At 62.4% G+C, this 25,860-nt stretch carries 25 protein-coding genes, 4 tRNA genes and 2 pseudogenes; 20 read left to right on the forward strand and 11 right to left on the reverse strand.

Annotated features, from left to right (window positions below; translation table 11 throughout):
- Window positions 1-13: 13 nt before the first annotated feature.
- A tRNA-Leu gene (locus tag B5526_RS34125) sits at window positions 14-98 on the forward strand.
- A 171-nt stretch (window positions 99-269) separates the two neighbouring features.
- Window positions 270-644 (forward strand): hypothetical protein, encoded by a 375-nt coding sequence (locus tag B5526_RS34130; protein ID WP_079544052.1) that lies wholly within the window; start codon window positions 270-272, stop codon window positions 642-644.
- Between the two features lie 4 nt (window positions 645-648).
- On the opposite strand, the gene B5526_RS34135 is transcribed toward B5526_RS34130, so the two are convergent.
- Entirely contained in the window at window positions 649-1,989 is a 1,341-nt protein-coding gene (locus tag B5526_RS34135) for a polysaccharide deacetylase family protein (RefSeq protein WP_079544053.1), read from the reverse strand.
- Window positions 1,990-2,085: 96 nt separating this feature from the next.
- Complete coding sequence (locus tag B5526_RS34140; protein ID WP_244562137.1) at window positions 2,086-2,865, reverse strand: polysaccharide deacetylase family protein; 780 nt, start codon at window positions 2,863-2,865, stop codon at window positions 2,086-2,088.
- 123 nt (window positions 2,866-2,988) lie between these two features.
- Here B5526_RS34140 and mgtE point away from each other — a divergent pair.
- The 4 genes and pseudogenes from mgtE (at window position 2,989) to B5526_RS34160 (ending at window position 6,625) form a co-directional block, all read left to right on the forward strand.
- Window positions 2,989-4,409 (forward strand): annotated as a pseudogene (mgtE, locus tag B5526_RS34145) (magnesium transporter).
- Between the two features lie 79 nt (window positions 4,410-4,488).
- Window positions 4,489-4,779 (forward strand): helix-turn-helix domain-containing protein, encoded by a 291-nt coding sequence (locus B5526_RS34150; protein ID WP_079545850.1) that lies wholly within the window; start codon window positions 4,489-4,491, stop codon window positions 4,777-4,779.
- Between the two features lie 105 nt (window positions 4,780-4,884).
- On the forward strand, window positions 4,885-5,703 hold the full coding sequence (locus B5526_RS34155) for an aldo/keto reductase (RefSeq protein ID WP_079544054.1): 819 nt from the start codon (window positions 4,885-4,887) through the stop codon (window positions 5,701-5,703).
- A gap of 145 nt (window positions 5,704-5,848) precedes the next feature.
- Complete coding sequence (locus B5526_RS34160; protein WP_244562138.1) at window positions 5,849-6,625, forward strand: hypothetical protein; 777 nt, start codon at window positions 5,849-5,851, stop codon at window positions 6,623-6,625.
- 49 nt (window positions 6,626-6,674) lie between these two features.
- On the opposite strand, the gene B5526_RS34165 is transcribed toward B5526_RS34160, so the two are convergent.
- The gene (locus tag B5526_RS34165) at window positions 6,675-7,352 is read right to left on the reverse strand and encodes a DUF599 domain-containing protein (RefSeq protein ID WP_079545853.1); all 678 of its coding nucleotides are present in this window, start codon (window positions 7,350-7,352) and stop codon (window positions 6,675-6,677) included.
- 132 nt (window positions 7,353-7,484) lie between these two features.
- Between B5526_RS34165 and B5526_RS34170 the strand changes: the two genes are divergently transcribed.
- The 5 genes from B5526_RS34170 to B5526_RS34190 all read left to right on the forward strand — a co-directional run bounded on the left by B5526_RS34170 (window position 7,485) and on the right by B5526_RS34190 (window position 10,691).
- Window positions 7,485-8,141, forward strand: a complete 657-nt coding sequence (locus B5526_RS34170; protein WP_079544056.1) for a glutathione S-transferase family protein — start codon at window positions 7,485-7,487, stop codon at window positions 8,139-8,141.
- Window positions 8,142-8,240: 99 nt separating this feature from the next.
- The gene (locus tag B5526_RS34175) at window positions 8,241-8,609 is read left to right on the forward strand and encodes a YidB family protein (protein ID WP_079544057.1); all 369 of its coding nucleotides are present in this window, start codon (window positions 8,241-8,243) and stop codon (window positions 8,607-8,609) included.
- A gap of 210 nt (window positions 8,610-8,819) precedes the next feature.
- Window positions 8,820-9,023 (forward strand): hypothetical protein, encoded by a 204-nt coding sequence (locus B5526_RS34180; protein ID WP_154071599.1) that lies wholly within the window; start codon window positions 8,820-8,822, stop codon window positions 9,021-9,023.
- A 185-nt stretch (window positions 9,024-9,208) separates the two neighbouring features.
- A complete protein-coding gene (locus tag B5526_RS34185; RefSeq protein WP_079544058.1) occupies window positions 9,209-10,180 on the forward strand; it encodes a hypothetical protein in 972 nt (323 codons plus the stop codon).
- A gap of 73 nt (window positions 10,181-10,253) precedes the next feature.
- Window positions 10,254-10,691: a DUF1489 family protein gene (locus B5526_RS34190; RefSeq protein ID WP_079544059.1), complete on the forward strand. Its 438-nt coding sequence runs from the start codon at window positions 10,254-10,256 to the stop codon at window positions 10,689-10,691.
- Window positions 10,692-10,971: 280 nt separating this feature from the next.
- Here the strand turns inward: B5526_RS34190 and panC are convergent, their stop codons facing one another.
- Entirely contained in the window at window positions 10,972-11,829 is an 858-nt protein-coding gene (gene panC / locus B5526_RS34200; protein ID WP_079544061.1) for a pantoate--beta-alanine ligase, read from the reverse strand.
- 282 nt (window positions 11,830-12,111) lie between these two features.
- On the opposite strand from panC, the gene B5526_RS34205 reads away from it, so the two are divergent.
- Together B5526_RS34205 and B5526_RS39825 are read left to right on the forward strand one after the other, a co-directional pair.
- A complete protein-coding gene (locus tag B5526_RS34205; protein WP_079544062.1) occupies window positions 12,112-13,035 on the forward strand; it encodes a division plane positioning ATPase MipZ in 924 nt (307 codons plus the stop codon).
- A 64-nt stretch (window positions 13,036-13,099) separates the two neighbouring features.
- Window positions 13,100-13,273: pseudogene (locus B5526_RS39825) on the forward strand (autotransporter outer membrane beta-barrel domain-containing protein); the annotation flags it as partial.
- Here the strand turns inward: B5526_RS39825 and B5526_RS38220 are convergent.
- The 3 genes from B5526_RS38220 to B5526_RS34215 form a co-directional block, all read right to left on the reverse strand.
- A tRNA-Leu gene (locus B5526_RS38220) sits at window positions 13,268-13,368 on the reverse strand. The pseudogene B5526_RS39825 and the gene B5526_RS38220 sit on opposite strands and share 6 nt — an antisense overlap.
- Window positions 13,369-13,461: transfer RNA gene (locus B5526_RS38225), tRNA-Tyr, on the reverse strand.
- A gap of 52 nt (window positions 13,462-13,513) precedes the next feature.
- Window positions 13,514-13,588, reverse strand: a tRNA-Pro gene (locus tag B5526_RS34215).
- Between the two features lie 28 nt (window positions 13,589-13,616).
- On the opposite strand from B5526_RS34215, the gene B5526_RS34220 reads away from it, so the two are divergent.
- From B5526_RS34220 to B5526_RS34230, 3 genes are all read left to right on the forward strand, one after another.
- On the forward strand, window positions 13,617-14,102 hold the full coding sequence (locus B5526_RS34220) for a GNAT family N-acetyltransferase (protein WP_079544063.1): 486 nt from the start codon (window positions 13,617-13,619) through the stop codon (window positions 14,100-14,102).
- A gap of 536 nt (window positions 14,103-14,638) precedes the next feature.
- Window positions 14,639-15,499 (forward strand): alpha/beta fold hydrolase, encoded by an 861-nt coding sequence (locus tag B5526_RS34225; protein ID WP_079544064.1) that lies wholly within the window; start codon window positions 14,639-14,641, stop codon window positions 15,497-15,499.
- A 142-nt stretch (window positions 15,500-15,641) separates the two neighbouring features.
- Window positions 15,642-16,409, forward strand: coding sequence for a hypothetical protein (locus tag B5526_RS34230; protein WP_079545858.1), 768 nt, complete (start codon window positions 15,642-15,644; stop codon window positions 16,407-16,409).
- Between the two features lie 13 nt (window positions 16,410-16,422).
- Here the strand turns inward: B5526_RS34230 and B5526_RS34235 are convergent, their stop codons facing one another.
- Window positions 16,423-16,953, reverse strand: a complete 531-nt coding sequence (locus B5526_RS34235) for an ester cyclase (RefSeq protein ID WP_079545860.1) — start codon at window positions 16,951-16,953, stop codon at window positions 16,423-16,425.
- A 41-nt stretch (window positions 16,954-16,994) separates the two neighbouring features.
- Window positions 16,995-17,396 (reverse strand): DUF302 domain-containing protein, encoded by a 402-nt coding sequence (locus B5526_RS34240; RefSeq protein ID WP_079544065.1) that lies wholly within the window; start codon window positions 17,394-17,396, stop codon window positions 16,995-16,997.
- A gap of 145 nt (window positions 17,397-17,541) precedes the next feature.
- On the opposite strand from B5526_RS34240, the gene B5526_RS34245 reads away from it, so the two are divergent.
- Window positions 17,542-18,273, forward strand: a complete 732-nt coding sequence (locus B5526_RS34245; protein ID WP_079544066.1) for a DnaJ domain-containing protein — start codon at window positions 17,542-17,544, stop codon at window positions 18,271-18,273.
- A gap of 272 nt (window positions 18,274-18,545) precedes the next feature.
- Here B5526_RS34245 and B5526_RS34250 read toward each other — a convergent pair whose 3' ends face one another.
- Entirely contained in the window at window positions 18,546-20,399 is a 1,854-nt protein-coding gene (locus B5526_RS34250) for a serine hydrolase (RefSeq protein WP_079544067.1), read from the reverse strand.
- A gap of 414 nt (window positions 20,400-20,813) precedes the next feature.
- Here B5526_RS34250 and B5526_RS34255 point away from each other — a divergent pair, with 414 nt between their 5' ends.
- The 3 genes from B5526_RS34255 to clpA all read left to right on the forward strand — a co-directional run bounded on the left by B5526_RS34255 (window position 20,814) and on the right by clpA (window position 24,637).
- Window positions 20,814-21,155, forward strand: coding sequence for a phasin family protein (locus B5526_RS34255; protein ID WP_079545863.1), 342 nt, complete (start codon window positions 20,814-20,816; stop codon window positions 21,153-21,155).
- A gap of 446 nt (window positions 21,156-21,601) precedes the next feature.
- Complete coding sequence (gene clpS, locus B5526_RS34260; RefSeq protein ID WP_079544068.1) at window positions 21,602-21,934, forward strand: ATP-dependent Clp protease adapter ClpS; 333 nt, start codon at window positions 21,602-21,604, stop codon at window positions 21,932-21,934.
- 279 nt (window positions 21,935-22,213) lie between these two features.
- A complete protein-coding gene (clpA, locus tag B5526_RS34265) occupies window positions 22,214-24,637 on the forward strand; it encodes an ATP-dependent Clp protease ATP-binding subunit ClpA (RefSeq protein WP_079544069.1) in 2,424 nt (807 codons plus the stop codon).
- Window positions 24,638-24,733: 96 nt separating this feature from the next.
- Here clpA and B5526_RS34270 read toward each other — a convergent pair whose 3' ends face one another.
- Window positions 24,734-25,588 (reverse strand): alpha/beta fold hydrolase, encoded by an 855-nt coding sequence (locus B5526_RS34270; RefSeq protein WP_079544070.1) that lies wholly within the window; start codon window positions 25,586-25,588, stop codon window positions 24,734-24,736.
- Window positions 25,589-25,860: the final 272 nt, after the last annotated feature.

The raw sequence follows: 25,860 nt of genomic DNA on the forward strand, positions 1-25,860 counted from the left end.
GCCGATCTCTCTAGCGCTCGTGGCGGAATTGGTAGACGCGCTGCCTTGAGGTGGCAGTGAGTAACATCGTGGGGGTTCGAGTCCCTCCGAGCGCACCAAAATCCTAGCGATGGTGACGCACCGGCCGGAACGCCGGTACGTCAATGCCTGACATCCGCGCCGCTGTTCCCTGCGGAAACGGAACGGGGCAACCGGCGCCGAAACGCCGCGTCCGTTGCCTTGCTGCGATAACATTGGCATACATCGGCGGACGCGGGGGGAACATACGCATGAAATTTCTGGGCCACGCCTACCGGTTCGTCTCCAACTTTGTTTTCCTGGCGATGGTCTATTACGGGTTGAATTTCATCGACAAATATCCGCAGCGTGCGGTTCTCGCGCTGCTCGTGCTGGTCTATTCCGCGATGCGCGCGGCCACGACATTGCGTTCATTTTATTTCTTTCAGCGCGTCGAGCGGCTCGAGCTCGAGGCGCGGCGCCTTGCGGCCTTGGGCGGTGAAGGCCCCGCCGCATCGGCCTCGCGCAAGCAGATTGTCAGCGACGTCAGCGCGCTGCGCCGCGGCGGCGAAGTGAATGCCTATATCGACCTGCTGTTTCTGGCGATGGTCGTGCTGCTGTGCGTCTCGAAGATCGTGACGAATTAAGCCGTCACGCGCTTCGTTTTCTGACCTGGACCAAATGCTTCAGCTTGCCGCCATGCCCTTGCGCCGGATGCGGAGTTGCGTGACTGGCAATTTGGCGAGCGTGCCCGGAGTGAGGTTTGCCACGGCTGGCCCGCCGCGATTTGCCCTTCTCGATCGAACGGACTTCGTGCTCCGCAACGGTTTGTTCGGTACGGTGAGGCGGGGGCGCCGCGGCGCGCAAGGCGACGTGCAGCCCTTCCTGGACCTCGAAGATAATCTGCGCCGGCACCGGTAGCTCCGGCGCGGCGCGGTCCAACGGGAGCTCCATTTGCCGCGGCCAGGGGGCTTCGCGGGGCAGCGGAACGCCGCGCGCGTTGCCCCTTCCGTGATCGAGCGCCTCCGCAAGCGTCATCGCTTGCGCCTCACGCCAGTCCAGCTCCGGCAGCACGCGGGTGGACAGGGTTTCATCGCCGCTAAAGGCAAAATTCGGAACTTTGGGCCAGTGCGAGATCGCCACATTTTCCGATGGCGGATGCAACTGCCATTGCACCGGCTCGGTCGGCGTCGCCGGCCGCTCCGCCGTCGCCGGCACTACGTGGACGATGCGGTAGCCGCGCGCCTTCAGCTCGTGCAGGATCTTCGGCAATGCCGCGACCGTTCGCGCCTGGATGTCGTGGAGCAGCAGAATGCCTTTGCCCTTCTCCTCGAGCCGCTTGATCGCGAGATCGTACACGCGTGAGGACGAAATATGCCGCCAGTCGTCGGCCAGAAAATCGGCGCTCCAGATCTGGATGCCCTGCGATGCCAAATACTCTTCGACGCCGTCGGCGCGGAGCAGCCCGGGAACTCGAAAGAACGGCGCCAGGGCTGCGTCGTCACCAAGTGCCGTTTTCACCGAGGCAATGCCGTCATCGATCTCCTGCTTGGCGCGTTCGATCGGCATCTTATCCATCGTGAGCGGATGGTCCTCGGTGTGGGTGCCGATGCTGTGGCCGGCGGCGCGCAGCTTGCGGACGCCTTCGGGATAGGCCTGCGCCATGCGGCCGATGGTGAAGAAGGTCGCCTTCACGCATTGCGAGGCGAGAATGTCCAGGACCTGATTGCTGTTGCGCGGCAGCGGCCCGTCATCGAACGTCAGCACAACCTCATGGTCTTCGAGCGGCAAGGTTTCCGGATATTGCATGGTGCCGATCCGGGGATGCTCCCTCGGATCAACCACCAGGACCCGTGAGGTGCCGAGCGCGTCGGGATGGCCGGGACAATCGGCGGCAGCGACGGGCCGGCCGGTGATGCAGGCCAGCAGCAGTGTCAGGAATAGAGCGGCCCCTGGCCGCGTCCGGACGCCGACTGACACATTACCGATCATGAAACACCGTCTGCTTTCACATATTGGGGGCAAATCATTACATAGGGCGCGATGAACGGCGCCTTAATGTTCGACTTTCGTACATGATTTCGGATTTCAGGGCACGCCACTAAACTGGACCCCCGGCCGGGCCGGCACCAGATGGACCACGTGATAGTGATTGTCCCTGAGATAGCGGAGAAACGCCGGCAGCATGGCAGCGGTTTGCGCCTTGGGGTCGTGCAGCAGGATGATGCCCCTGCCGGCGCTCTTGAGCCGGTTGGTGAGCAGCCTCAATTCCTGCTTCGGCGTCATCTTATTCCAGTCGCTGGCCCAGAGGTCGGTGCCGAACACGACGATACCGCGCGATTGCAACAGCTCGAGCGTCGCCGGTGTCGTCTCGAAGCCGGGAAAGCGAAAAAACGGCGTGCTCGGGGTCGTGGTTGCAACCCCGTTAAGCGCCATTTCAACCGCTGATATGCCGTGGTCGATCTCGTCCGTGGTCTCGCTCGGGGGAATTTGCATCAAACTGCGGTGCAGCCAGGTGTGATGCCCGATGGTGTGGCCCTCGGCCGCGATCCGTCGCACCAAATCGGGGTGTTCGGAAGCCGGCTTGCCGATCAGGAAGAACGTCGCCTGCACGCATTCGTGCGCCAGTGCCGCCAGCACCTTCGGGGTAGTCGGCGGCCATGGGCCGTCGTCGAACGTCAGTACCACCTCGTGGTCGGCGAGCGGCAGCGTCAGCGGATAATTTTTCAATCCTACCCGCGGCCAGGTGGCGGCATCCATCTTGAGGACGCGCGAGGTGCCAAGCGTTCCCTGGCGCGGACAGTCCGCGGCCTGGGCCGCCGCGATCCCAGCCATCGAGGCGACGAAGCCGGCCGCGGCCAATTTCATGAACTTCCGAGCCGGTTTGCCGCGGCGCATCTTTGTCATTGCACTAAGCGTTGCCCATTGGGTAATGCGTGGAGCGATAGCTCAAACGAATTCTGCAAATCTGTCAAACCGGCGAGGCGTGGCATGGCCGAACGAATCGAAATTGCCCAACCCGCCGATACCACCGTGCTCGACCGTCTGCCGATGCGCGACGAAGACGGCGAAATTCGTCACGAATTCGTCGCGGAGATGACGCGTGCGATCCATGCCGCCGATACGCCGTTCTTGCGCGCGGAGGTCGCCGAACTGCACGAGGCCGATCTCGGCGATCTGGTCGCCGCGCTCGAGCCGCAAGATCGTGTCAGCCTGGTCGAACTGACCGGCACGGATTTCGACTTCTCGGCCTTGACGAGGTCGACGGCGCCGTCCGCGAGGAGATCCTCGAAGAGCTCGAGCCCGAGACGTTAGCGGAGGGCGTTCGCGAACTCGAATCCGACGACGCCGTCGAATTGCTCGAGGCGCTGGACCAGGAGGAGCAGGAGGAAATCCTCGAAAAGCTGCCGCCCTCGGAGCGCGTCGCACTCGAGCGCAGCCTGGAATTTCCCGAAAATTCCGCCGGCCGGCGGATGCAGACCGAATTCATCGCGGTGCCGCCGGACTGGACCGCGGGACAGGCGATCGACTACATGCGCGACACGCCCGACCTGCCGGATCGCTTCTACGAAATCTACGCGGTCGATGGCGCGCAGCGCTTGCAGGGCGCGGTGCCGCTCGACGCGCTATTGCGTTCGCGCCGGGCGGTGCCGCTCGCCGACCTGATCGAGGAAGACCGCCGCCGCGTATCGGTGCTGGAAGACCAGGCCGAGGTGGCACGGCTGTTCGAGAAATACAATCTGGTCGCCGCGCCCGTCGTCGATACCGAAGACCGGCTGGTCGGCGTCATCACGGTCGACGACGTGGTCGACGTGATCGAGGAAGAGGCGGATGAGGATTTGAAGGCGCTCGGCGGCGTCACCAGCGACGAAGAACTTTCCGACAATGTCTGGACCATCGCGCGGGGCCGCTTCAACTGGCTGCTGGTCAATCTCGCCACCGCCTTTCTGGCCTCTTCCGTGCTCGGCCTGTTCGAAGGCCAACTGGAGAAGATGGTGGCGCTGGCGGTGCTGGCGCCAATCGTCGCGAGCCAAGGCGGCAATGCCGCCACGCAAACCATGACGGTCGCGGTGCGCGCGTTGGCCACCCGCGAGCTCGGCTCCAACAACGCGTTTCGCGTGGTGGTGCGCGAGGGCCTGGTCGGCCTCGTCAATGGGCTTGCGTTTGCGATCATCACCGGCGTCGCCGCGGTGGCCTGGTTCAAGATCCCCGGGCTCGGCGTCGTGATCGGGCTTGCGATCATCTGCAACCTGGTGGCCGGTGCGCTCGGCGGCATTTTGATTCCGATGGTGCTGGAGCGGGTGCGCGCCGATCCGGCGGTCGCGTCAGGCACGTTTGTCACGACCGTTACCGACGTGGTCGGCTTCTTCTCGTTCCTCGGCATCGCGACGCTGTGGTTCGGGCTGAAATAGGCCCGCCGCGACAGCTATTTGTATCGTTAATCGAGTATTAATGCGCTTCGACGATGATCGGTTCGCGAGGGGATCGGGCATGCGGCGTTTGCGGCTGAAGGCGGACGGACGGATCGTCGAATTGCGCGACGGGCAGGAATTTCCGCTCGCGCCGGTGATGCCGGTCGACGCGGCTGCTCCGGTGGTGCGCGACCTTCGCCGGCGCGCGCGCCTCACCCAGCAGGAATTCGCCGCGCGATTAGGCGTGCCGGTCGAGACCATCCGCAACTGGGAGCAGGGCAAACGCATGCCGCGCGGACCGGCGAGGGCGCTTCTCGCCGTGATCGCGCACGCGCCGGAGACCGTGTTTGCCGCTTTGGCGAGAGCTTAACCACCGGAGCAAGTCCTTATCCCGGCACCACACCTGCGTCCCGGCCTTGTTGGCAGCGCGGCCGCCGCGGGACATAATGGGGCTCGTTTTGTTCGAGTTCCCAAGATGCAATATGTCGAGGCTAACGCCGTCAAAATCCCAGCCATCGGGCTCGGTACCTGGGAGCTGCGTGGGCGCACCTGCGCCCGGCTGGTCGAGCAGGCGTTGCGGCTCGGCTACCGCCACATCGACACGGCGCAGGTCTATGAGAACGAGCGCGAGGTCGGCGAGGCGCTTCGCGCCTCGCGGGTAAAGCGCGACGACGTCTTCGTGACCACCAAGGTCTGGACCAATCATTTCGCGCCGAACGATCTGGAGCGCTCGACCAAGGAGAGCCTTACCAAATTGCGGCTTTCCGAAGTCGACCTGTTGCTCCTGCATTGGCCCAATCCGCACGTGCCGCTGTCGGAAACGTTGGGCGCGCTGGCCAACGCCAAGAAGCTCGGCATGGCAAGACATATCGGCGTCTCGAATTTCACGGTAGCGCTGATCGAGGAGGCCGTCGCCGCCTGTCCCGAGCGGCTCTCCTGCGACCAGGTTGAATTCCATCCCTATCTCGACCAGACCAAGGTGAGGGAGGCCTGCGCGCGGCATGGTATGGCGTTGGTCGCCTATAGTCCGGTAGCGAAGGGCCGCATCAAGGGCGACGCGACGCTGACGCGGATCGGTCAGGCCCACGGCAAGACCGCGGCGCAAGTCTGCCTGCGCTGGCTGGTGCAGCAGAATGTTTCGGCGATCCCGCGAACCTCGAAGATCGAGCGGCTGTCGGAGAATATCGAAATCTTCGACTTCGAACTGTCGGAGGAGGAGATGAACCAGATCTCGCAGATGGGAAGCGCCAAGGGCCGGCTAACCGATTTCGGTTTCGCGCCGAAATGGGATTGAGGCCGCGCCAACGCCCGCTATGCTGGCGGCGGGCAGGGGCGCCCCCAAACGTTGCAAACGTTGATTGACTACTACGGTGGAACCACTGCGGTTCATACGGTCGGGCATCGCGGCGTCGGCGATCGGCCATCTGTCAATTTTGACAATGGTCCTGATTTTCACCGAGGTGCATCCGTTCGGCTCGGTCACGGCCGAGCCGATCACGGTCGATCTCGTCTCCCCGGCCGAGGTGACGGCGCCCCCCAAGAAGGAAGAGCCGCCAAGGCTGGAGCTGCCAAAGCAAGAGCCTTCCGACGCCTTGGACCTTTCCTCGAAATCAGCGCCTCCGCCAGCACCGGCATCTGCCGCGCCGCAGGAGGCCGCCGCCCCGCCGCAAAAGCAGGCCGCGCTGACGCCAAAGCAAGCGGCATCGACACATGCGCCCCCTGTCAAGCAACCGGCAGCCGCCCAGCCGCAGCCGCCGGCGACGTCGCCGGTGCCGGGCTTCGTTCCGCCTCAGCCCGACCTGACCATCAAGTACAACGTGCTGCTCGGTCTGCCCCCGGAACTGCCCCCAACGGTGCCACAAGACAAACCTGGCGACGGATTTGACGCCCCGGCATCACAGACCGCCGACATCGCTTCCAGCATGATCGCGGAGTTTCGCCGTCATCTTAAAGCATGTTCGAAGCTGCCGGCGTCGATCGCGCCCACCGATCCGATCAGGGTAAAATTGCGGGTATTGATGGCGCCCGACGGCAAGCTCGCCGCCGATCCGATCCTGATCGAGGCCAGCGCCTCCGCCAAGGGACCGGCCTTGATGCAAAACGCGATCGCAGCGCTCGAGGCTTGCCAGCCCTACGCGATGTTGCCGGCCGACCGCTACGGCGAATGGAAAGTGCTCGATCTGAGTTTTACGCCGCAGGATTTTACGGGCGGCTGACGGTGTTCTTAGTGGATTCTTGGCGTCAATGCGACGGCGGGGCGGGCGCTTATTTCCCCATCGCGCGCCAGGCGTTCGAGGCGAACTGCCGGCGCCAGGTGACGATCACGACCAGGGCGGTGGTGACAAACAATACCCACGGACTGACGAACCAGCCGAGATAGCCGAGCGCGAAGAAGAACGCGCGCTGGCCGCGGTTGAAATGCCGGCCGGCGGCTTCGAATAGCCTGGTGGTCCGGATCACATGCGCTTCGGCTTCCGGCGTGTCGCGCGCCTCCGCCGGCGGCATCGCGCCGAGCAGGATCGCGACGTAATTGAACAACCGGTAGGCCCAGGCGAATTTGAAGAACGCGTAGACGAAGATCAGCGTCAGCCCGACGCATTTGATCTCCCACAGCGCCGGCGTCGGGCTGAGATCGATCGGCAGTTCGCTCAATACCGCGAGCGCATCCCTGGTCGAGCGCAACAGCGCTAGCGCACCGCCGATCGCGAGCAGGCTGGTAGAGGCGAAAAACGCGGTGCCGTTTTGCAACGACGCCATGATCTGCATGTCGACCATGCGGGCCTGGCGGTCGAGCATGCGGCGGATCCAGACCTCGCGATAGGCATGCATGCGGGCGGAGAGGCTGTCGCGCCCGTATTTGGTATGCTCCAGCGTGACGGCGTACACGCTCCATTCAAGGATGAAGAAGGCAACCGCTAGGATATCGACCAAATATGCACGCATCGCCGCCCCCAATGGAGCGCGAATGCTGCCATGCGTGGGCAATCGCGGCAACCGGCACGGTGGCGGATGTGCGGTTGAACACTTCCGGCGCGCTATGGCAGGATGACGAACGGATTGAAGGGATTTTCTCGCATGGCCTTGACGCTCGTGATCGGCAACAAGAACTACTCGTCGTGGTCGATGCGGCCGTGGCTGGCGCTGCGCGCCAGCAACATCGCATTCGACGAAATCTTCATCCCGCTCTATACGGGTGCGGCCGACAAGCAGCGGATTCTTGGTTTCACCCATTCCGGCAAGGTGCCGGCGCTGATCGATGGCGACATCACGATCTGGGATTCGCTTGCGATCATCGAATACGTCGCCGAAAAATTTCCCGACGCGCGGCTGTGGCCGGAGGACCGCGCGGCCCGCGCGCATGCGCGGTCGATTTCAGCGGAGATGCATTCGGGCTTTGCGGCCTTGCGCAACGAATGCGGCATGAACCTGCATCGCCCGGTCGGCGCCGTCGCGCTGTCGGACGATGCGCGCGCCAATATCGCGCGCATCGAACAAATCTGGCTCGAATGCCGCGCGCGCTACGGAACCTCGGGGCCGTTTTTGTTCGGCGCCTTCGGCGGCGCCGACGCCATGTTTGCGCCGGTGGTGCATCGCTTCCGCACTTACGCGATTGAGGTGGCGCCGGAAGCAAAGGCTTATATGGAGACGATGATGTCGTTAGCGGCGTTTCAGGAATGGACCAGAGCGGGGCTCGTCGAAACCATCGTCATTGACAAATTTGAGACGGTGTAAGCGCTAATTTGCGCCAAGCTTGGTCATATTCGCAGCTTGACGGGAGCTGGCGAAAGCGGTCTGAATCCTAACAACCGCATCCAGCGAAAGGGCCTGGCCATGGGAATTCTCGATTCACTTGAAAATTCACCGGCGTTCAAGGGGATCCTCGGCCAGCTCGAGTCGGCCGTGGTGCCGGTCGTGCTGAGCGAAGTGCTCGGCAATGGCAGCCAGGGCGGGCTCAACGCGATCGTCGCCAAGCTGCAGCAGGCAGGCCTCGGCGATCAGGTCAAATCCTGGCTCGGAAACGGTCAGAACCTGCCGATCACGGCCGACCAACTGCAGCAGGTGCTGGGCAGCGACACCGTCAAGCAACTGGCGGCCCGGTTCAATATCCCGATCGATCAGCTCGGCCCGGTTTTGGCGCAGGTGCTGCCCGCGGTCATCGATCACGCTAGTCCGAACGGCAAGCTCCCACATACGGCTTAAAGCGGGGCAGAAGCGAGTTCGCGGCGGCGCCTAGTAGATTTGCCGGTTACCCGCCGAATTGCCTTTATCGTGCTGAAAAACCTGCAAAATCCGCGTATTTGCCATGTGCGGATGTAACTGGCCAACGCGGCCGCCGCCGTGCTATACCGCGCCCGGGTTTTCCAGTCAGCCGTTGCAGCGGGACCGTGAGCGCGGCCGACTTTTGTTGTGATGGAGAGGGTGTTGAAGCACAAATTCACCGTTGGAGAGACCGTCTATTTCACTGCCAGCAATGTCGCACGTCCAGCCGCCAGCGGCACCTATGAGGTGGTCCGCCTGCTCCCGACCGACGGCGACGACTGCCAGTACCGGATCAAAAGCTCGACCGAGGCCTTCGAACGGGTGGCCAAGGAAAGTCAGCTCGACATTAGCTGACAAATAGCGCGAGCTGACAAATAGCGCGGACCGACGGATGGTACACACGGCCGGGTGACGCGGATTCCGCGTCGCTGCCGTGAAAAGGCCCCGTTCGCAGAACCATTCTGCCAGAATCTGAGTGCGGAAATGGACGCACTCACTTTCGCTGAATGCGTTTGTGCTGCGTCGAGGGGACATCGCGCATGAACTGGGCCTGGGCTAGCTCGCTTGATCATATCTGGCGTTCGCCAACTTTCCCGATGTGGCTGACGCTGGCCGCGGCGGGATTCTTCGGGATCATCGTTCTGATCACGCTGTTGCGCGCCGAGAAATCGGTCGCCAACGGCGCGCTGACGGTGATCACGCTATTGGCGATCGGCATCGCGGCCGCCGCCACCATCCGCGGCTTCGGTCCTTTCGATAGGACAGCGTCTTCCGAGCCGCCATCTTCCCGGCAGGCGAGCATCGCGCTGCCGGCACTGTCGTGTATCGACGATATTGCCGGGGAGACCGTGCTGACGGCGTGCGAAAAAGCGCTGTTCGGTGCGCCCGAAACCGCGGCGGCGGCGCTGTCCTATGCGGCGTCCCAGATCACGCGGCTGACCGCGCTCGGCGATGTCACCACCGCCAACAAGAGCATGACGCCTGAATTGCAGATGGTGCGCCGCGCGATCGAACGCGACCGCTACGGGCTGATGGCTTACGTGCTCGCCGCGCGCGACCATTGCACCGCCGCGGACTGCGCGGCGTTCCGCGCGCTGACGGATTATCACCAGATCGTCGTCAACATGGACGAGCGGACCTATGAGGGCCTGATCGCGCGTTACGCGCCGTCGTGGAACGCGCCGCCGCCCACGGCTGCGGCTCCAGTAGCAGCACTTGCGCCGACCATGCCGACGGGCAAACCCACCAACGCCGAGTTTCCCTCCGCAGCCTCGACCCCGCCCGTCAGCATCATGACGCCGGAACCGGGCACGGCGCCTGCGCCGCGCGCGGCTGCGGCGGCACCGGCGGCGAACGCGCCGCTGCCGTCACCGCGTCCACCAGCCTCGGCCTTGGCGTCAGCGAAAAAGCCGGCTGCAGCCAAGCCCGCTCGCAGCGCCGCCGCCCCGGTTCAGATCGCGCCGACTGCGCCGGCGCCTGCAGCGTCAGCCCCGGCGGCGTCGAACGATTGATCCTCGCAGAAGCCGGCAATCTTTTGGGGAAAACCGGTTTCCACTTCGCAGGATCATGCTCTAACGTCTTTCCATGCCGCTACATCTCATCAAGCTTGCCGTCGGCTGCGAGTCGGTCAGGGAACTCAAAGGCTGGGTCGCCGAGCGGATGCAGACCGCCAGGAAAAAAGGCCTGCCGCTTCATCACATCCATATCACCCGGATGACGCCGAAGCGCGTCGACGAGATATTGGCGGGCGGCTCGCTATATTGGGTCATCCGGGGCGAGATCGCCGCGCGGGAAAAGATCATCGCGATCGAGCCGTTCCGTGATCGCGACGGTATCGGGCGCTGCCGATTGGTGATGCAGCCCAAGGTGATCGCGGTGATGCCGCGGCCGATGCGCCCGTTCCAGGGCTGGCGCTATTTTGCGCAAGCCGACACGCCGCAGGATCTCAAATCCGCCGGCACCGGCGTCGCCGCCATGCCCGAGCCGCTCCGCCGCGAACTGCGCGACCTCGGGCTGCTATAGAGCGTCCTAGAGCATGATGATTTTGAGTTGAATCGTCGCCTGTGCAAGTTCGATCACCTCGCCCCGCTTGCGGGGAGAGGCATAGGCCGCCTTGGCGGCCGTCCTTAGATAAGAAGGACGCCGAAGCGAAGCTTCGGCTATGTCGCGCAGCGATCCGGGTGAGGGGGATTCTCCGCATAATTTGTGCTTCACCATTCGCGGAAACAGCCCCTCACCCCAACCCTCTCCCCGCAAGAGCGGGGCGAGGGGGAAGTCACCGCTGCGCCTCAACCTAAAGTCATCACGCTCTGACCGCGATATTGTCGATCAGCCGCGTGGCGCCGATTCGCGCCGCGACCAGGATCCGCATCGGCCCATCTTTGACGGACGTGACCGGCGCCAGCGTCTCGGCGTGGCGGAGTTCGAAATAATCCAGTGCAAAACCGGCGCCGGTGACGAGGGCCGCGCCTTCGGCCATCGCCGCCGCGATCTCCTCGCCGGCGCGCAAGGCCTGCACGCTCGCCTGCATCGCGCGGTAGAGTTCCGGCGCGGCACGGCGCTGATCCGGCGACAGATAGACGTTTCGCGAGGACATGGCGAGCCCGTCGCGCTCGCGCACGGTTCTCGAGCCGATCACCTTGACGCCGAGGTCGAGATCGACGGCCATCCGGGTCACCACCCGCAATTGCTGGAAATCCTTTTCCCCGAAGATCGCAAAATCCGGCCGGACCTGGGTGAACAGCTTGCCGACCACGGTGGCGACGCCGGCGAAGAAATGCGGCCGGAAGCGATCCTCCAGCCCCGCGATGGCGGGTCCCTCAGTCAGGATCTTGGTGGCGAAGCCGTCGGGGTACATGGTCTTGACGTCTGGATTCCAAATCAGGTCGACGTCCTCATTGGCAAGCCTTGCGACATCGGCCTTCCAGGTGCGCGGGTACGAACCAAAATCCTCGGTCGGCGCGAACTGGGTCGGGTTGACGAAGATCGAAACGATCACCCGTCTGGCGCGGCGTTTTGCCAGCCGGACCAGCGACACATGGCCGTCATGGAGTGCTCCCATGGTTGGCACCAGCGCGGTGGTGGCCTTCTTCGCGCGAAGGCTGTCCATGGCGCGACGCAATGCGGGGATCGTGCGGGCGATCATGGGGGTTCGCGGCATCGGGGTTCGATCTTTGGGGGTTAAGGAACCGGCCGGCTCCGAGCCTCTCGGCGGGAACGAAGACCTTATCAACGCCAACGCTTGGTCGCCAAGCCGTCGCCGCGCGGACGAGACTTGCACGCGCGAGAATCAGCGCCCGGCAATTGTGCGTTCGATCACAGACGCGCCGATCCGGACGTGCGATCCACGATTAAGTCACACCATCAGCGATTCAAGAATCTTATCACGCAATTTACTTGACCGAAGTCGCGCGTAATTTGATGATGCTGCAAGGGTCGAAAAATGCTGCTGCAGGCTAGTCAGGGGCAATCGGGCTCGGCGCACGTGGTCGTGCTGGGCAACGAGAAGGGCGGGTCGGGAAAATCCACGACGGCCTTGCATATCGCCGTTGCCTTGATGAAAGCCGGCCAGCGCGTCGCCACCATCGACCTCGATTGCCGCCAGCAGAGTTTCACCCGTTACATCAACAACCGAAGCGCCTGGGCCCGCCGCACCGGGCTCGATCTCGAAATTCCCGTGCATTGCTGCATCAAGCTCGGCCAGACCATGCAGATCGCGGAGAATGAAACCTCCGAGTTCCAGCAATTCATGGATGCCGTCAGCGTGGTCGAGCGTATCTTCGATTTCATCGTGATCGATACACCGGGGTCGGACAGCTATTTGATGCGGCTGGCGCATTCGATGGCCGACACGCTGGTGACGCCGATCAACGACAGCTTTCTGGATTTCGACGTGCTCGGAACCGTCGATCCCCAAACCTATGCCGTGACCGGCGAGAGCCATTATGCGGAGATGGTGCGCGACACCAGGCGAAAACGCCGCCAGCTCGACGGAGCCACCTCCGACTGGATCGTGGTCCGCAACCGGCTGTCGATGCTGGGCTCGCGCAACAAGCAGCTGGTCGCCGACGGCCTCAACGAATTATCGTTCCGGCTAGGTTTTCGCGCGATCGACGGCTTTGCCGAGCGCGTGGTCTATCGCGAGTTCTTTCCGCGCGGGCTGACCGCGCTCGACGATCTCGATGAGGCAACGCTGGGCACCCGCCCGAACCTCGGCCATGTCACCGCGCGCGAGGAGGTCACGAGCCTGCTGCGCCAGCTAAAACTGCCGCTCGACGAACGCGGCCGCCGCCGCGCCGCCAACCGCGCCGAGTGGTTCACCCAGGTCGACAAGCCGCTCGAAGTGCACGACATTCTCGGCGCGTGATTTGCTATTGCCCAAATAATGCGCTCGCGCGATCGCTTCGCTGTGTCGCGACGGCAACAGCTCGGGCGCTTCCTTCGTCGTCAACGGCGCGGCGCAAGCGAGCGATTCCGCACTGACCACGGCCTCTGCCGAGATGAAATGGATGAACGGCTGGTCCGCCGCCGCGACCTTTGAAGGCGAGTTCTCTGATGTCACCCGCTCCTACGCCGGGAAGGGCGTCGTCCGGTACACTTGGTAAGCCCGTCGGGAGTTGAACCCGAAAGTCCCAGATTCAAAGCCGTGAACCTTTCGCTTCTAAGGCGAACGGCTCGATCAATTGTGCTAACGGGGCTTTGGCGGGTAGGGATGAATTCGAACCAACTATGTTCACCACACAGGGATCAGATTTACAGTCTGACGCAACACCGCCATCGTTGCCGCCTACCCAAAGGCAAAACGCGGAGGAGCGTCAGTAAGGTAACAGGAGGAGCGGGAGGGTCGGGGCGGCAGGATTTGAACCTGCGATCCCAGTATTCCAAGTGCGGCGGGGGCGGCCAAACTCCCCCACGCCCTCAGTCGAGCGCGGTTGTACGGGAGAATTGTTGACCATCGAAGTCATGCAAATCGCTTACCATCAACAACGTAATTTAAGCAAGTCCCAGATGCCCTACCAAATCCACGAGGTTAATGGCGTCAGCTTCGCAGCAACAATCAACGCCTTTAATAAACTCGTGCCAGCATGGCCGGAGCTGCAGCAGCGTCATTTCACTAACGGATATTGGTGGTTCGCTTATCTTGACGACAAACCAGTTGCATTCGCTGGTTTGGTTCCTTTCGAACCATTTCCCAATATAGGATATCTCAAACGCTGCTATGTCATGCCGGATCATCATGGGCATGGATTGCAGCTTAGATTGATGTCCGCGCGAGAAGTGAAGGCCAAGCAATTGGGCTGGACGCATCTCGTTTCAGAATGCCGCGCCGAAAATAAATTCTCAGTTGCCAACTTTCTCAAGGCCGGATTTGAGCTATGCGAGCCGGAGCAGCCCTGGGAGGAGAATTCGGTATATTGGGTGAAGAGGCTTTGATGGCACGATGAGCCATTGAAGTGGACGGCGCCGCCGCGATCGCGCTTCATACGAAGCATTTACGATTTTGTCCGCACCCATCAGACGCTCAAGCGATGGCCGCTGGGGTTTCGAAGAAACTTGGTCGGTCAAAAACTAGCCGGTGGGTAACTTTTCCAAACTGACCCCACTGCCGCGCATTCCGGCCGGGCGGAAACCGGCTGGTTCCCGGCGGGCAGTTCCATGGCCGCCACAGTTCCATGGCCGCCACAAGGAACCGCCTCAAAGAAACGTTCTATCTCCGGCTTTTACCGCGATTTTACCCAAGATTTGAACCGAACCTTGATCTGTCCCGTCTCACAGTGCGAGCACAAGCGGGGTGGCACTTTCCGGTTGTGCACTGCCCAATTATGGTGCGCCGCACAAGGAACAGGCGGTCAAGTCACAACATTTACTCTTCCCGTCACGGGGGCGTGACATATATCCTTAACAAGGGACCGAAGAGTCCCGGTACTGGAACAGGGCCCCTTAAGGGGACGGCGTAAGCCGAGGACAACATGAAGCGTGGAATTACCATTCTGCTTTCGCTTTGCGTGCTCGTGACCGTTGGATATTTCACCGCGAGCAAATGGGCGATCCGTCACGAGACGATCACCTTCCTTGACCCGACACGCGACAACCGCCCGGTGGCCGTCGACGTCGCGGTCAGGCGCGACAAGGAGCTGCAGGCCAATGCCGGCATGCTCACGCTGCCGGTTGCGATCCTCAATCACGGCAACACCGTCAAATTCACCGAATATTCCTTCCTCGCAAACGCGTTCGCCGCCCGCGGCTATCTCGTCGTGAGTATCCAGCACGATCTGCCGACCGATCCGCCGATGGTGACGAAAGTCGGCGAGCTTTATGTTGGCCGTCTGCCGCAGTACCAGCGCGACATCGCCAACATCAAGTTCGCGATCGAGGAAATGCAGAAGGTCCAGGCCAACGCCGACTACGACCATCTGACCATGGTGGGACACTCCATGGGCGCCGACGTCTCGCTCTACTTCGCCAAACTGTACCCCGACCACATCAAGAAGGTCGTGACGCTCGACAATCTGCGCGTGCCGTTCATGACCGACGGCCGATTCAAGATCCTCTCGTTCCGCTCCAAGGATCCTGTCTTCAAGACCGACCCCGGGGTCATTCCGGCCGACGATGTCTGCGAGAAGGCCGGCATTACGGTGGTCCGCACCGGCTTCCAGCACAACGATATGCGCGATACCGGTCCTGACGAAGCGAAGGCATCGATCCAGGGCATGCTCGACAAATTCCTGGATGATGACAGCCCGCTCAAGCCGGTCGAAACCACCACCCCTGTCATGACCGATGCCGGTCCGGTCGCGCCCTATGCGCCGGTTGGGCCGGTCCAGAACTGAAAAACTGACCGGCGCCAGCATCCTGCCCTGACCGAAGCTTCGATCGCGCTCCGCGGGCGTTGCCCTTTTGCGCCCTTTGCACGCATTGACCGTTCGCCGATCCCGGCCCACATAGAGCTTGCAGCTTTTTTGCGAGCCGCTGATGTCCCGCGAACCGACCAAACCGAAATCCGAGGGCGAAGTGTCGCCCGCGCAAAAGGCCGCGTCCGGCAAAGCCGGTTCGCTGCCGGAGACAAAAGCCTCGGCCTCGGAGGACATCGCCGCCTTTGTCGCCAAGGCGCACGCGATGTCGCCGCATGCCGCAGGCGCGCGGGGCCGGCTGGTGTTCGCGCTCGATGCCACCATGAGCCGGCAGCCGACCTGGGATTTGGCCTGCGCGCTGCAGGCCGACATGTTTCGCGAAGCGGCCTCGCTTGGCAGTCTCGATATCCGCCTGGTCTATTATCGCGGCCTCAACGAGTGCCGCGCCTCGGGGTGGATTTCCGACAGCGCGCAATTGGCAAAGCTGATGAGCAAGATCGATTGCCGCGGCGGCAACACCCAGATCGGCAAGGTGCTTTCCGAAGCGCGCCGCGAGGCGGTGGCGTCCGCCGTGCGCGCGGTGGTGTTCGTCGGCGACGCCATGGAGGAGCAGGTCGACGCGCTCTGCGTCAAGGCCGGCGAACTCGGGCTGCTCAAAGTGCCGGTGTTCATGTTTCAGGAAGGTCATGACGACACCGCCGAGCGGGCGTTCCGGGAGATCGCGCGTCTGACCGGCGGAGCCTGGTGCAGGTTCGATCCCGGCGCCGCGGCGCAATTGCGCGAATTGTTGCGCGCCGCGGCCGCCTATGCGGCCGGCGGACGCGAGGCGCTATTGCGATTGTCTAGAACCGGCGCCGGCGCCGCCAAATTGCTCGGCCAGATGAGGTGATGCCAATTGCTCTTTAGGGATCGAGATGGGCAACGCCCATCTGTTTGAGCAGCGTCAGATTATCTTCGATGTGCCAATTGTCCGCGATCTTGCCGTCTTCGACTTTGACGAGATCGGTGGCGATGAAGTCGATCTCCTGGCCGTGGCCCTGGGTTTGCCCGAGCTTGCCGGTGAAATGGCCGGTGAATTTCATGTGCACGGTAACGTAGCTTCCGGCGACGATCATTTTTTCCACGACCACTTTGAGGTCCGGTACCGCGCCGCGGAACTGCCGCGACGCGAAAGCCGGGCCCTCCGGTCCCTGGGGCCGGCCGGGCGGCAGCGTGTGATCGGTGAAGTTGGCGGCGATAGCCTGCTTCAAGAGGCTCTCGTCGCCGCTGTTCCAGAATTCGTAGAACGCGCGGACCGCTTTTAGGCCGGCTTCGCCTTGCGGACTGCCGATCGGCGCGGCGATCACGAGGTCGTTGATCTCTACGCTCTCGGCTGTGGTGGCCGACGCCAAGACCGCGACCGCCGCCACGACAAGACTGATCTTAATCGACATGGCGTTGTTCCCGATCACGACAAAGCCATCGCGCCAAAGCGCTAACCCGTCGTCGCGGCTTTTGCGACGGCAGCCAGCGCGCCCGTCATCATCTTGACCGCCGCCTCCGTCTCGCCGCCGAGCCCGTGCCGCTTCGCAAGCCAATCCGGGTCATTGTAGGAAAGCCAGGTCTTGCCCGAGGCATCCTGCCAAACCAGCGCCTTCAACGGCAGGTCGATCCCGATGGTCTGGACCGATTGCATCAGTGGCGTGCCGCCTCTGGCATTGCCAAAGATCAGAAGCTCGGTCGGGCGCAGCGGCAGTCCGACCGCCGCCGCGCCCGCGGCATGATCGATCCGGGCGAATACCGTCATGCCCTTTGCCTTCACCGCGGTCTCGAGCCGGTTCATGGTATCTTGCGGCCCGAAGCCGCTCGGTATCGTCGTCAGTCCGTCCACCGCCATCGCGCGCTCCCTGGCTATCCGGCTACGGTCATACCGAAGATTAATAAACTCGCGTTGACAACGCCACGCAGCTTTTCGCTCACCGGCCCTTTTGGGCCCGGAGGGGCGGCGTGTTTTTTGCCGCCGATCCCACTATATTGGACGCATGCCTACCCTGATCGCCGGCGTCGTGGCCGTCATACTTCTATACTCGCTGCTGCAGATGTTTCGTGCGGCCAATCCGGTCGTGCTCGCGCGCGCCATCAAGATCGGCGGCGGCATCGTAGCCCTCGCGGTTGCCGCCTTCACCGGCATCAAGGGCGAACTCGCCGTCGCCATCCCGCTCGGCATTTTCGGCGCCGGGTTATTGGGCTGGTCGCCGTTCGGGGCCTCGGGTTTCGCCAATATCGGTGGGCTGTTTTCAGGCGCGGGCGCGCAGCGCTCGGCGGGGCAGACCTCGCGGGTGCGTTCGCAGTTTCTCGATATGATCCTCGATCACGACAGCGGCGAACTGTCGGGCCAGATCGTGGCCGGCCCCCATGCCGGCCGTTTCGTCGGCGAATTCGACCTCGCGCAATTGACCGCGATGATCCCCGGCTTCGATGCCGAGAGCGTGTCGTTACTTGAAAGCTATCTGGACCGCCGGTTTCCCGCCTGGCGTCAGGACGCGCAGGGAAACCCGGCAGGGGGGCAGCGCCGCCCGGCGCCGAGCGGCAAAATGACGGACGAGGAGGCCTATCAGATCCTTGGCCTGCAGCCGGGGGCGGGGCGCGACGAGATCGGCCGGGCGCACCGCGCGCTCATGAAGAAACTGCATCCCGACCAGGGGGGGTCGACGTACCTCGCCTCCCGTGTAAACGAGGCCAAGGATACTCTGCTTCGCACGCATCTCAGCTAACTCCGGCAACGCTACCAAACGCTACGAACCGCGAGCTGCCTCTGTCTTGGTCTCTGGCCGATGCCCCTTTGTCGCCCGCCGTTCCGGCGTGGTCGATCGTTGATCTCAGTTCTAATCGCAAAGTCTTGACGAGAGGTTTGCAAGCGCGCGGATTTACGCCGGCACCGGGATCGTAGGGTGGGCAAAGCGAAGCGTGCCCACCATGGAGCCACTCATGCGCATGGCGGGCACGGCGCAAGCGCGCCTTTGCCCACCCGACGATTTCGGATGAATCAGTTCCGAACGGTGATGCAGGAGATGTCGGAATGCTTCAAGGTCCGGCACACCGCTTCCGCCTGATCGCGGTCGAGGCCGGCAAAACGGGCCCGGAACAGCTTTCGGTCGCCTTTGGCCACCACCGGTTCGGTGAACGGATCGGCCTTGGCGAGCAGGCCGTGGGCCTGACTGCGCGCCGCGTCGATGCGCTGCAGCGCTTCACTTTCGCTTTCCAGCGCGCCGACCTGAACGATCCATCCGGTGTGGACGGCGAGCGGCTTGTTGGCGGAGTTCTGCTGGGTGGCCTGCGGCTGCGGCAGTTGCGGGCGAGGGGTTGGATCGGCATAGGCCAGCGCCTGCGGGGCGGGAGAGGCGGCTACGCTCGATGCCGGAAGCACGCCAAGCACGCCGTTTCCGGTGCCGTGGTTTGCCGGCTGGGGCGGCATGCCCGGAACGTCGTCCTTGCTGGTTTCCACCTTGTTGATTTCAGCTTTGGCCACGAGCGCGCTCGAGGTCTCCGGCATCTCCGGACGCGCCGGGGGGATCGCGCTGGTGCTCGGGGACGCAGGCTGCGACGGTCCGGCGGAAGCTAGTTTGATCTGCCCGGCCTTGATCTGGACGGTCTTGACCTTGACAGGCTTCATCGGTTCGGACGAGCCGGGGATAGCGGCGATCGCCTGAGTCTGGATCACGCCGGAAGTTAGCGGGGCTGGTTCGGTTTTGGCTTGCTCAGGCTTAACTTGCTCAACCTTTGGTTCAGTCTTTGCTTGTTCAGTCTTGGCCTGCGGCGGCGGCACGGCGGCGGTGGCTTGGGCCATGACCGACCGGAAAGCCGGCGCGCGCGGTGTCGGGACGGGTTCGGGCGCGGCGGCGGCGGGCTCGGCTGCGCCCTGCGACGGGGCTTCGGATTCCGCCACCTCGACATTTGCGTCGGCAGAATTGCGCTCGGTGATCGCGGCAACCGTGCGCGTGGTCGCGGCTTTTTGCAGATTTTCGGCCAGCAGATTGCGCATGATGGCGTCGCGCGAGCCGCCGCTGTGGCCTCCCATGACAACGCCGACCAGATGGCGGTTGCCGCGGCGCATCGAGGTCACGAGATTGAAGCCCGACGCGCGGGTGTAGCCGGTCTTGATGCCGTCGACCCCTTCGACGCTGCCGAGCAGATGATTATGGTTGCGGATCGATTGGCCGTGATAGTTGAATGCCTCGGTCGAGAAGTAACGGTAGTAGCGCGGGAAACGGTCCTGGATGGCGCGGCCGAGGGTTGCTTGATCGCGCGCGGTCGTCACCTGGTCGTCGTTGGGTAGCCCTGAGGCATTGCGATAAACCGTTTTGGACATGCCGAGCGCGCGCGCCTTGCGCGTCATCAGCTTGGCGAAATCGTCCTCACTGCCGCCGATCGCTTCCGCGATCACGACGGCGGCATCGTTGGCCGAACGCGTCACCAGGCCCTTGATGGCGTCTTCGACCTTAATGGTCTGGCCCGGGCGCAAGTCGAGTTTGGTCGGCGCCTGTTCGGCAGCGTGCTCTGAAACTTCCATCTCGGTGTCGAGCTTCATCTTGCCGGCGTCGAGGCGCTCGAACAGCAGATAGAGCGTCATGATCTTGGTGAGCGAAGCGGGATGGCGGCTGCCGTCGGGATTGTTGGCCGACAGCGTCGCGCCGGAATTGCCGTCTACGATGATCGACGAGAAAGCGGGGCTGTAGCTCTCCTCCGCTTCATGGTGATGAGTGTGATGGGCATAATGGCGATGCCGGTAATGGCGCGCATCGGCGGTGTCGTTTGTGAAGACGACGGCTGATGCGATCGTGACCAGCCCGAACACGCCAACTCGCACCACGCGCGAGGAAGCCAAATTTGTACGAAGCATAGACTTCCCCGTCCCAATTTCTGTCTTGATCACCGGTTCGTGAGGCCAAATTATGCCCAACGGCCGGCGATGTTTCCCTGCTTGAACCGTTTGCGCCGGCCAGACTTCGCAGGACGCATCGCGGTTCACGCCGCTATTCTAGCTAAGAGACTGTGCGCGAACGACTTTTCGGGTGCCTGCCCGGACCGCGGACAAGTCGGGAAAGAGGTTAGGTTGCCGGAGTTTCCAAAAAGTTAAGAAACCCTTGCGTAATCCCCCTGTGTTTATAGCGAGTTGCAATTACCGATTGAAATATTATTGTGCGTCGCACAAGATTCTTGACTTTTTTGTGCATCGCGGTACACGTGCACGGCGTCGGAGGCGGGGACCTCCGGGCAAGGTCAATCGCACATCCAGTCCGGAAAGGGCGCCATGATGATCAAGGTTGAAGACATTCAGCAGTACGGCAAGGAACATCTCGAGACCTGCGTTGCTTCCGCGGCCACCGTTCAGAACGGCCTCCAGGCCATCGCAAGCGCCTATGGCGACTACACCAAGAAATCGTATGAAGACACCAAATCGTTTGTCGAAAAACTGTCCAGTGTGAAGTCGCTGGACAAGGCGCTCGAAGTGCAGACCGAATTTGCAAAATCGGCCTACGAGAGCTTCGTGGCGGACGCGCAGAAGATCGCGGGGCTCTATGGCGATCTTGCCAAGCAAACGTTCAAGCCGGTGGAAACCCTGGTCGCGAAATTCACGCCAGCCTCTGCCGCCTGACACCAACGCGCTTTCGAAAGTCAAAAGCCCGGCCGTCATCGCCGGGCTTTATTTTTTGGCGTTTCGCAGGCATCGCCCGCTGCGCCAGCCAGGCAGCCCAAGCCGCCGGCGGCTTTGCTTTGTCAAATCCGACAGAATTGATTAACCTTGGGCGGATTGCCGAACCTGGAATCGGGCCGGCCGCGGGCTGCATCCGAGCAAATCTACGCGCTTGCGGCGACCCGATGCTGGACCCATATTCCAAGCTGATCGATCCGGCTGATGGGTCGGGCCGGGAGCGGTGATCCGGAATTCGTGCCTGGGAACTCATGATGGCTCCGGCAGGAGTACATCAGCCGGCCGTTTTCCGATTTTCCGTGGGGATTTCGAACGCCTGTGCCATGCTGCAACTAACTTTCAGACCCGATTCGTCCGCGCCGTCAGTGCTTGCGGCATCTGCTCCCCGAATGGGCAATGATGAGAACCGCACAGGCGGGACCGGCGGCCCGGCGACATCCGTCATCGCCAAGGTCAAGCCGAAGACCAAGCGCCCGAATCTCTACCGTGTGCTGATTTTGAACGACGACTACACGCCGATGGAATTTGTCGTTCACGTCTTGGAGAAGTTCTTCCAGAAGGATGTCGAAGCCGCGACCAAGATCATGCTGCACGTCCATCACCATGGCATCGGCGAGTGCGGAATATTCACCTACGAGATCGCCGAGACCAAGGTGACGCAAGTGATGGATTTCGCGCGCAAGCACCAACATCCCCTGCAATGCGTGATGGAAAAGAAGTAACGCCGCGCGAAATCCGCCGGAAACGGGAACGGGTTTTGCATTAAACCTGCAGGCAAGCCTGCGGGAAGAACGCAGGAACAATGCGACGGATCAGGCCAGCATTCGCCGTCCCCGGGTGATTGTCCGTATTTGCCCGGGTATGGCGCATGTGGACTGCGCGGAAAACGAGAAGCGGGAACCGGTCTTTCGCCCCGATCGGGTGTAACTATATGACAAAGGTTGTTGTTGCCTGATCGGGCAACGGCGATCATGATGGCCCGGGGGCCATAGAGGACGCGAATGCCGACTTTTTCCCAAAGCCTAGAACAATCCCTGCATCGTGCGCTGGCGATTGCCAACGAGCGCCACCACCAATACGCGACGCTTGAACACCTTCTGCTCTCGCTGATCGATGACTCGGATGCGGCCGCCGTGATGCGCGCCTGCAGCGTCGATCTAGACAAGCTACGCACCAGTCTCGTCAACTATCTTGAAACCGAGTTCGAAAATCTGGTGACCGACGGCGCCGACGACGCCAAGCCGACCGCCGGTTTCCAGCGCGTGATCCAGCGCGCGGTGATTCACGTCCAGTCATCGGGGCGGGAGGAAGTCACCGGCGCCAACGTCCTGATCGCGATCTTCGCGGAACGCGAAAGTCATGCCGCCTATTTCCTGCAGGAGCAGGACATGACGCGCTATGACGCGGTGAATTACATCAGCCACGGCATCGCCAAGCGGCCCGGGGTGTCGGAAGCGCGGCCCGTGCGGGGCGTCGACGAAGAGACCGAGACCAAGGGCAACGAGGACACCAAGAAGAAGGGTGAGGCGCTGGAGACCTACTGCGTCAACCTCAACAAGAAGGCGCGCGACGGCAAGATCGATCCGGTGATCGGACGAAACTCCGAGATCAACCGCGCCATCCAGGTGCTGTGCCGCCGGCAGAAGAACAACCCGCTGTTCGTCGGCGAAGCCGGCGTCGGCAAGACCGCGATCGCAGAAGGCCTGGCGAAACGGATCGTCGATAGCGAAGTGCCCGAAGTGTTGGCGGCGGCCACGGTGTTCTCGCTCGACATGGGCACCTTGCTCGCCGGTACCCGCTACCGCGGCGATTTCGAGGAACGGCTGAAGCAGGTCCTGAAAGAGCTCGAGGCGCATCCGAACGCCATCCTGTTCATCGACGAGATCCACACCGTGATCGGCGCTGGTGCTACGTCCGGCGGCGCGATGGACGCGTCCAATCTGTTAAAGCCGGCGCTGGCGTCAGGCACCATCCGTTGCATGGGCTCGACCACGTACAAGGAATATCGCCAGCACTTTGAAAAGGACCGCGCACTGGTGCGCCGGTTCCAGAAGATCGACATCAACGAGCCGACGGTCGAGGACGCCATCGCGATCCTCAAGGGTCTAAAGCCTTACTTCGAGGACTACCACCGGCTGAAATACACCAACGAGGCGATCGAGGCCGCGGTGCAGCTGTCGTCGCGTTATATCCACGACCGTAAATTGCCGGACAAGGCGATCGACGTGATCGACGAATCCGGTGCGGCGCAAATGCTGGTTTCGGAGAACAAGCGCAAGAAGACCATCGGCATCAAGGAAATCGAGACCACGATCGCGACCATGGCGCGGATTCCGCCCAAGAGCGTGTCGAAGGACGATGCCGAGGTGTTGAAGCATCTCGAAACGACGCTGAAGCGCGTGGTGTTCGGCCAGGACAAGGCGATCGAAGCGCTGTCGGCCTCGATCAAGCTGTCGCGCGCGGGCTTGCGCGAACCGGAGAAGCCGATCGGCTCCTATCTGTTCTCAGGGCCCACCGGCGTCGGCAAGACCGAAGTCGCAAAGCAGCTCGCAGCTTCGCTGGGTGTCGAGCTGATCCGCTTCGACATGTCGGAATATATGGAGCGGCACACCGTGTCGCGCCTGATCGGTGCGCCTCCGGGCTATGTCGGCTTCGACCAGGGCGGGCTGCTGACCGACGGCGTCGATCAGCATCCGCATTGCGTGGTACTGCTCGACGAAATCGAGAAAGCGCATCCGGATCTCTACAACGTGCTGCTGCAGATCATGGATCATGGAAGGTTGACCGACCACAACGGCAAGCAGGTCAATTTCCGCAACGTCATCTTGATCATGACCACCAACGCCGGCGCCGCCGATCTGGCGCGTCAGGCGTTCGGCTTCACGCGCAACAAGCGGGAAGGCGACGATCACGAAGCGATCAATCGCCAGTTCGCGCCCGAATTCCGCAACCGGCTCGATGCCATCGTCTCGTTCGCGCATCTCAATCCCGACGTGATCGGCATGGTGGTCGAGAAGTTCGTGCTGCAGCTCGAGGCGCAGCTTGCCGACCGCGACGTCACCATCGAACTGTCGGAGCCGGCCAAAGCGTGGCTGATCCAGCATGGCTATGACGAGCAGATGGGTGCGCGGCCTATGGCACGCGTGATCCAGGAGCACATCAAGAAGCCGTTGGCGGACGAAGTGCTGTTCGGCAAGCTCAAGGGCGGCGGCCATGTCCGCGTCGTGCTGGTAAAGGACGAGGCGGCGGCCGAGGCCGACCAGCAGAAGATCGGCTTCGAATATGTCGAGGGGCCGGTGACGCCGAAGCCGGAAAAACTGCCCGGCGCGCGCAAGCGCACTGTGCCGCGCAAGCCGAAACCGAGTGGCCCGAGCGGCGGCGGATCGAAGGGCCCGGCCTCACGAGGTCCGCTGGTCAAGGTTTGAGCGGCTGAAATACCAACAAGAAGCCGGCGCGTCGCAAGACACTGCCGGCTTTTTTGCGACTTTTTTGATGCGGATCGAAGCGCGCGATGGCGTTTGTCAGTTCTTGACCGCCGCCGCGGATAGGGCGAGCTCGTTGGGCACGGTCACCTTCGGCTGATTGGTCGCGCCCGGATTGGGCGGAGTGTCGTCCTCCAGGAATTTGTCGAGAATGCTGCTGATCTTCGACTTGACCTCATCGGGACCGCGATCGCTCATATCGGTGTGCTGATAGCCGGTCTTGACCACGGTGATGCCGGCCTTCGCGCAGGCCTCGTCGTCGGGAACGACGCCCGGATCGGCCTTGAAGACCGGATCCTGCGAACGAAACGAGAGAATCTTGAATTTGCCGTCGGTCATGAATGGGACGCGCAAATTGTCGAGCGTGACGACCTTTTTGATCATGTCGGGATACCGCTTGGCGAAGTACATCGAGATGTCGCCGCCATTGGAGTGCCCCACCATGGTCAGATGGTTGTAATCCGAGTTCGGCTGGAGCCTTTTCAACTCGTCGACCGCGAACTTGATATTGGCAATGCCGCGGTTGTACTGCGACCGCCGGCCGACATATTCCTCGTCGACCTTCGTCACCATCGGCTCATCGGTTTCCAGATCGTGCTGGATGCTCACGACCATGTAGCCGCGGGCGGCGAAAACGTTTGCCAGGAAAGAATATTCGGTGAATTTGACGGTGTTGCCGTGGCTGAGGATCGCCACCGGCAGCTCGATCACGTCGGCCATCGCCTCGAGCTCGCGGTCGTAGCGGACGGCGATATCGACCGATACCGGACGGTCGCTGCGCAAGGGGTCGCTGAATGTCAGCGTCTTGTGATGGATTGCCCACTTGCTGGCGGTGAAATACGCGGCGGTCACCAGCGCGCAAACCGAAAGCAGAACGGCAATAGTGCGTTTCATGTTAAATCCCTTTGTGTCCGCGTGGACCGACGCCATGCAGCCATCGTTGGGTTGAGCCGACCGAGCGCTCGGATTTTTCCATCAAATGTCATCGGAGGCCGGGCGCTCTGAGCACAGTTTTTGCGGTTATATTTGGCGCTCTTAACAATCCCATGACCGCCGCAAGACCATCCACCGCGGGGCGAACCACGGGCAGCGGCAGGCTGGAGTAGCAGAGCACCACTAAACTGCCCGGTGCGTCGAATATCCCTTGGCGTTAAGGGCATCATGAA

It is taken from the genome of Bradyrhizobium lablabi (genome assembly GCF_900141755.1).
In the GTDB taxonomy this organism is placed as follows: domain Bacteria; phylum Pseudomonadota; class Alphaproteobacteria; order Rhizobiales; family Xanthobacteraceae; genus Bradyrhizobium; species Bradyrhizobium lablabi_A.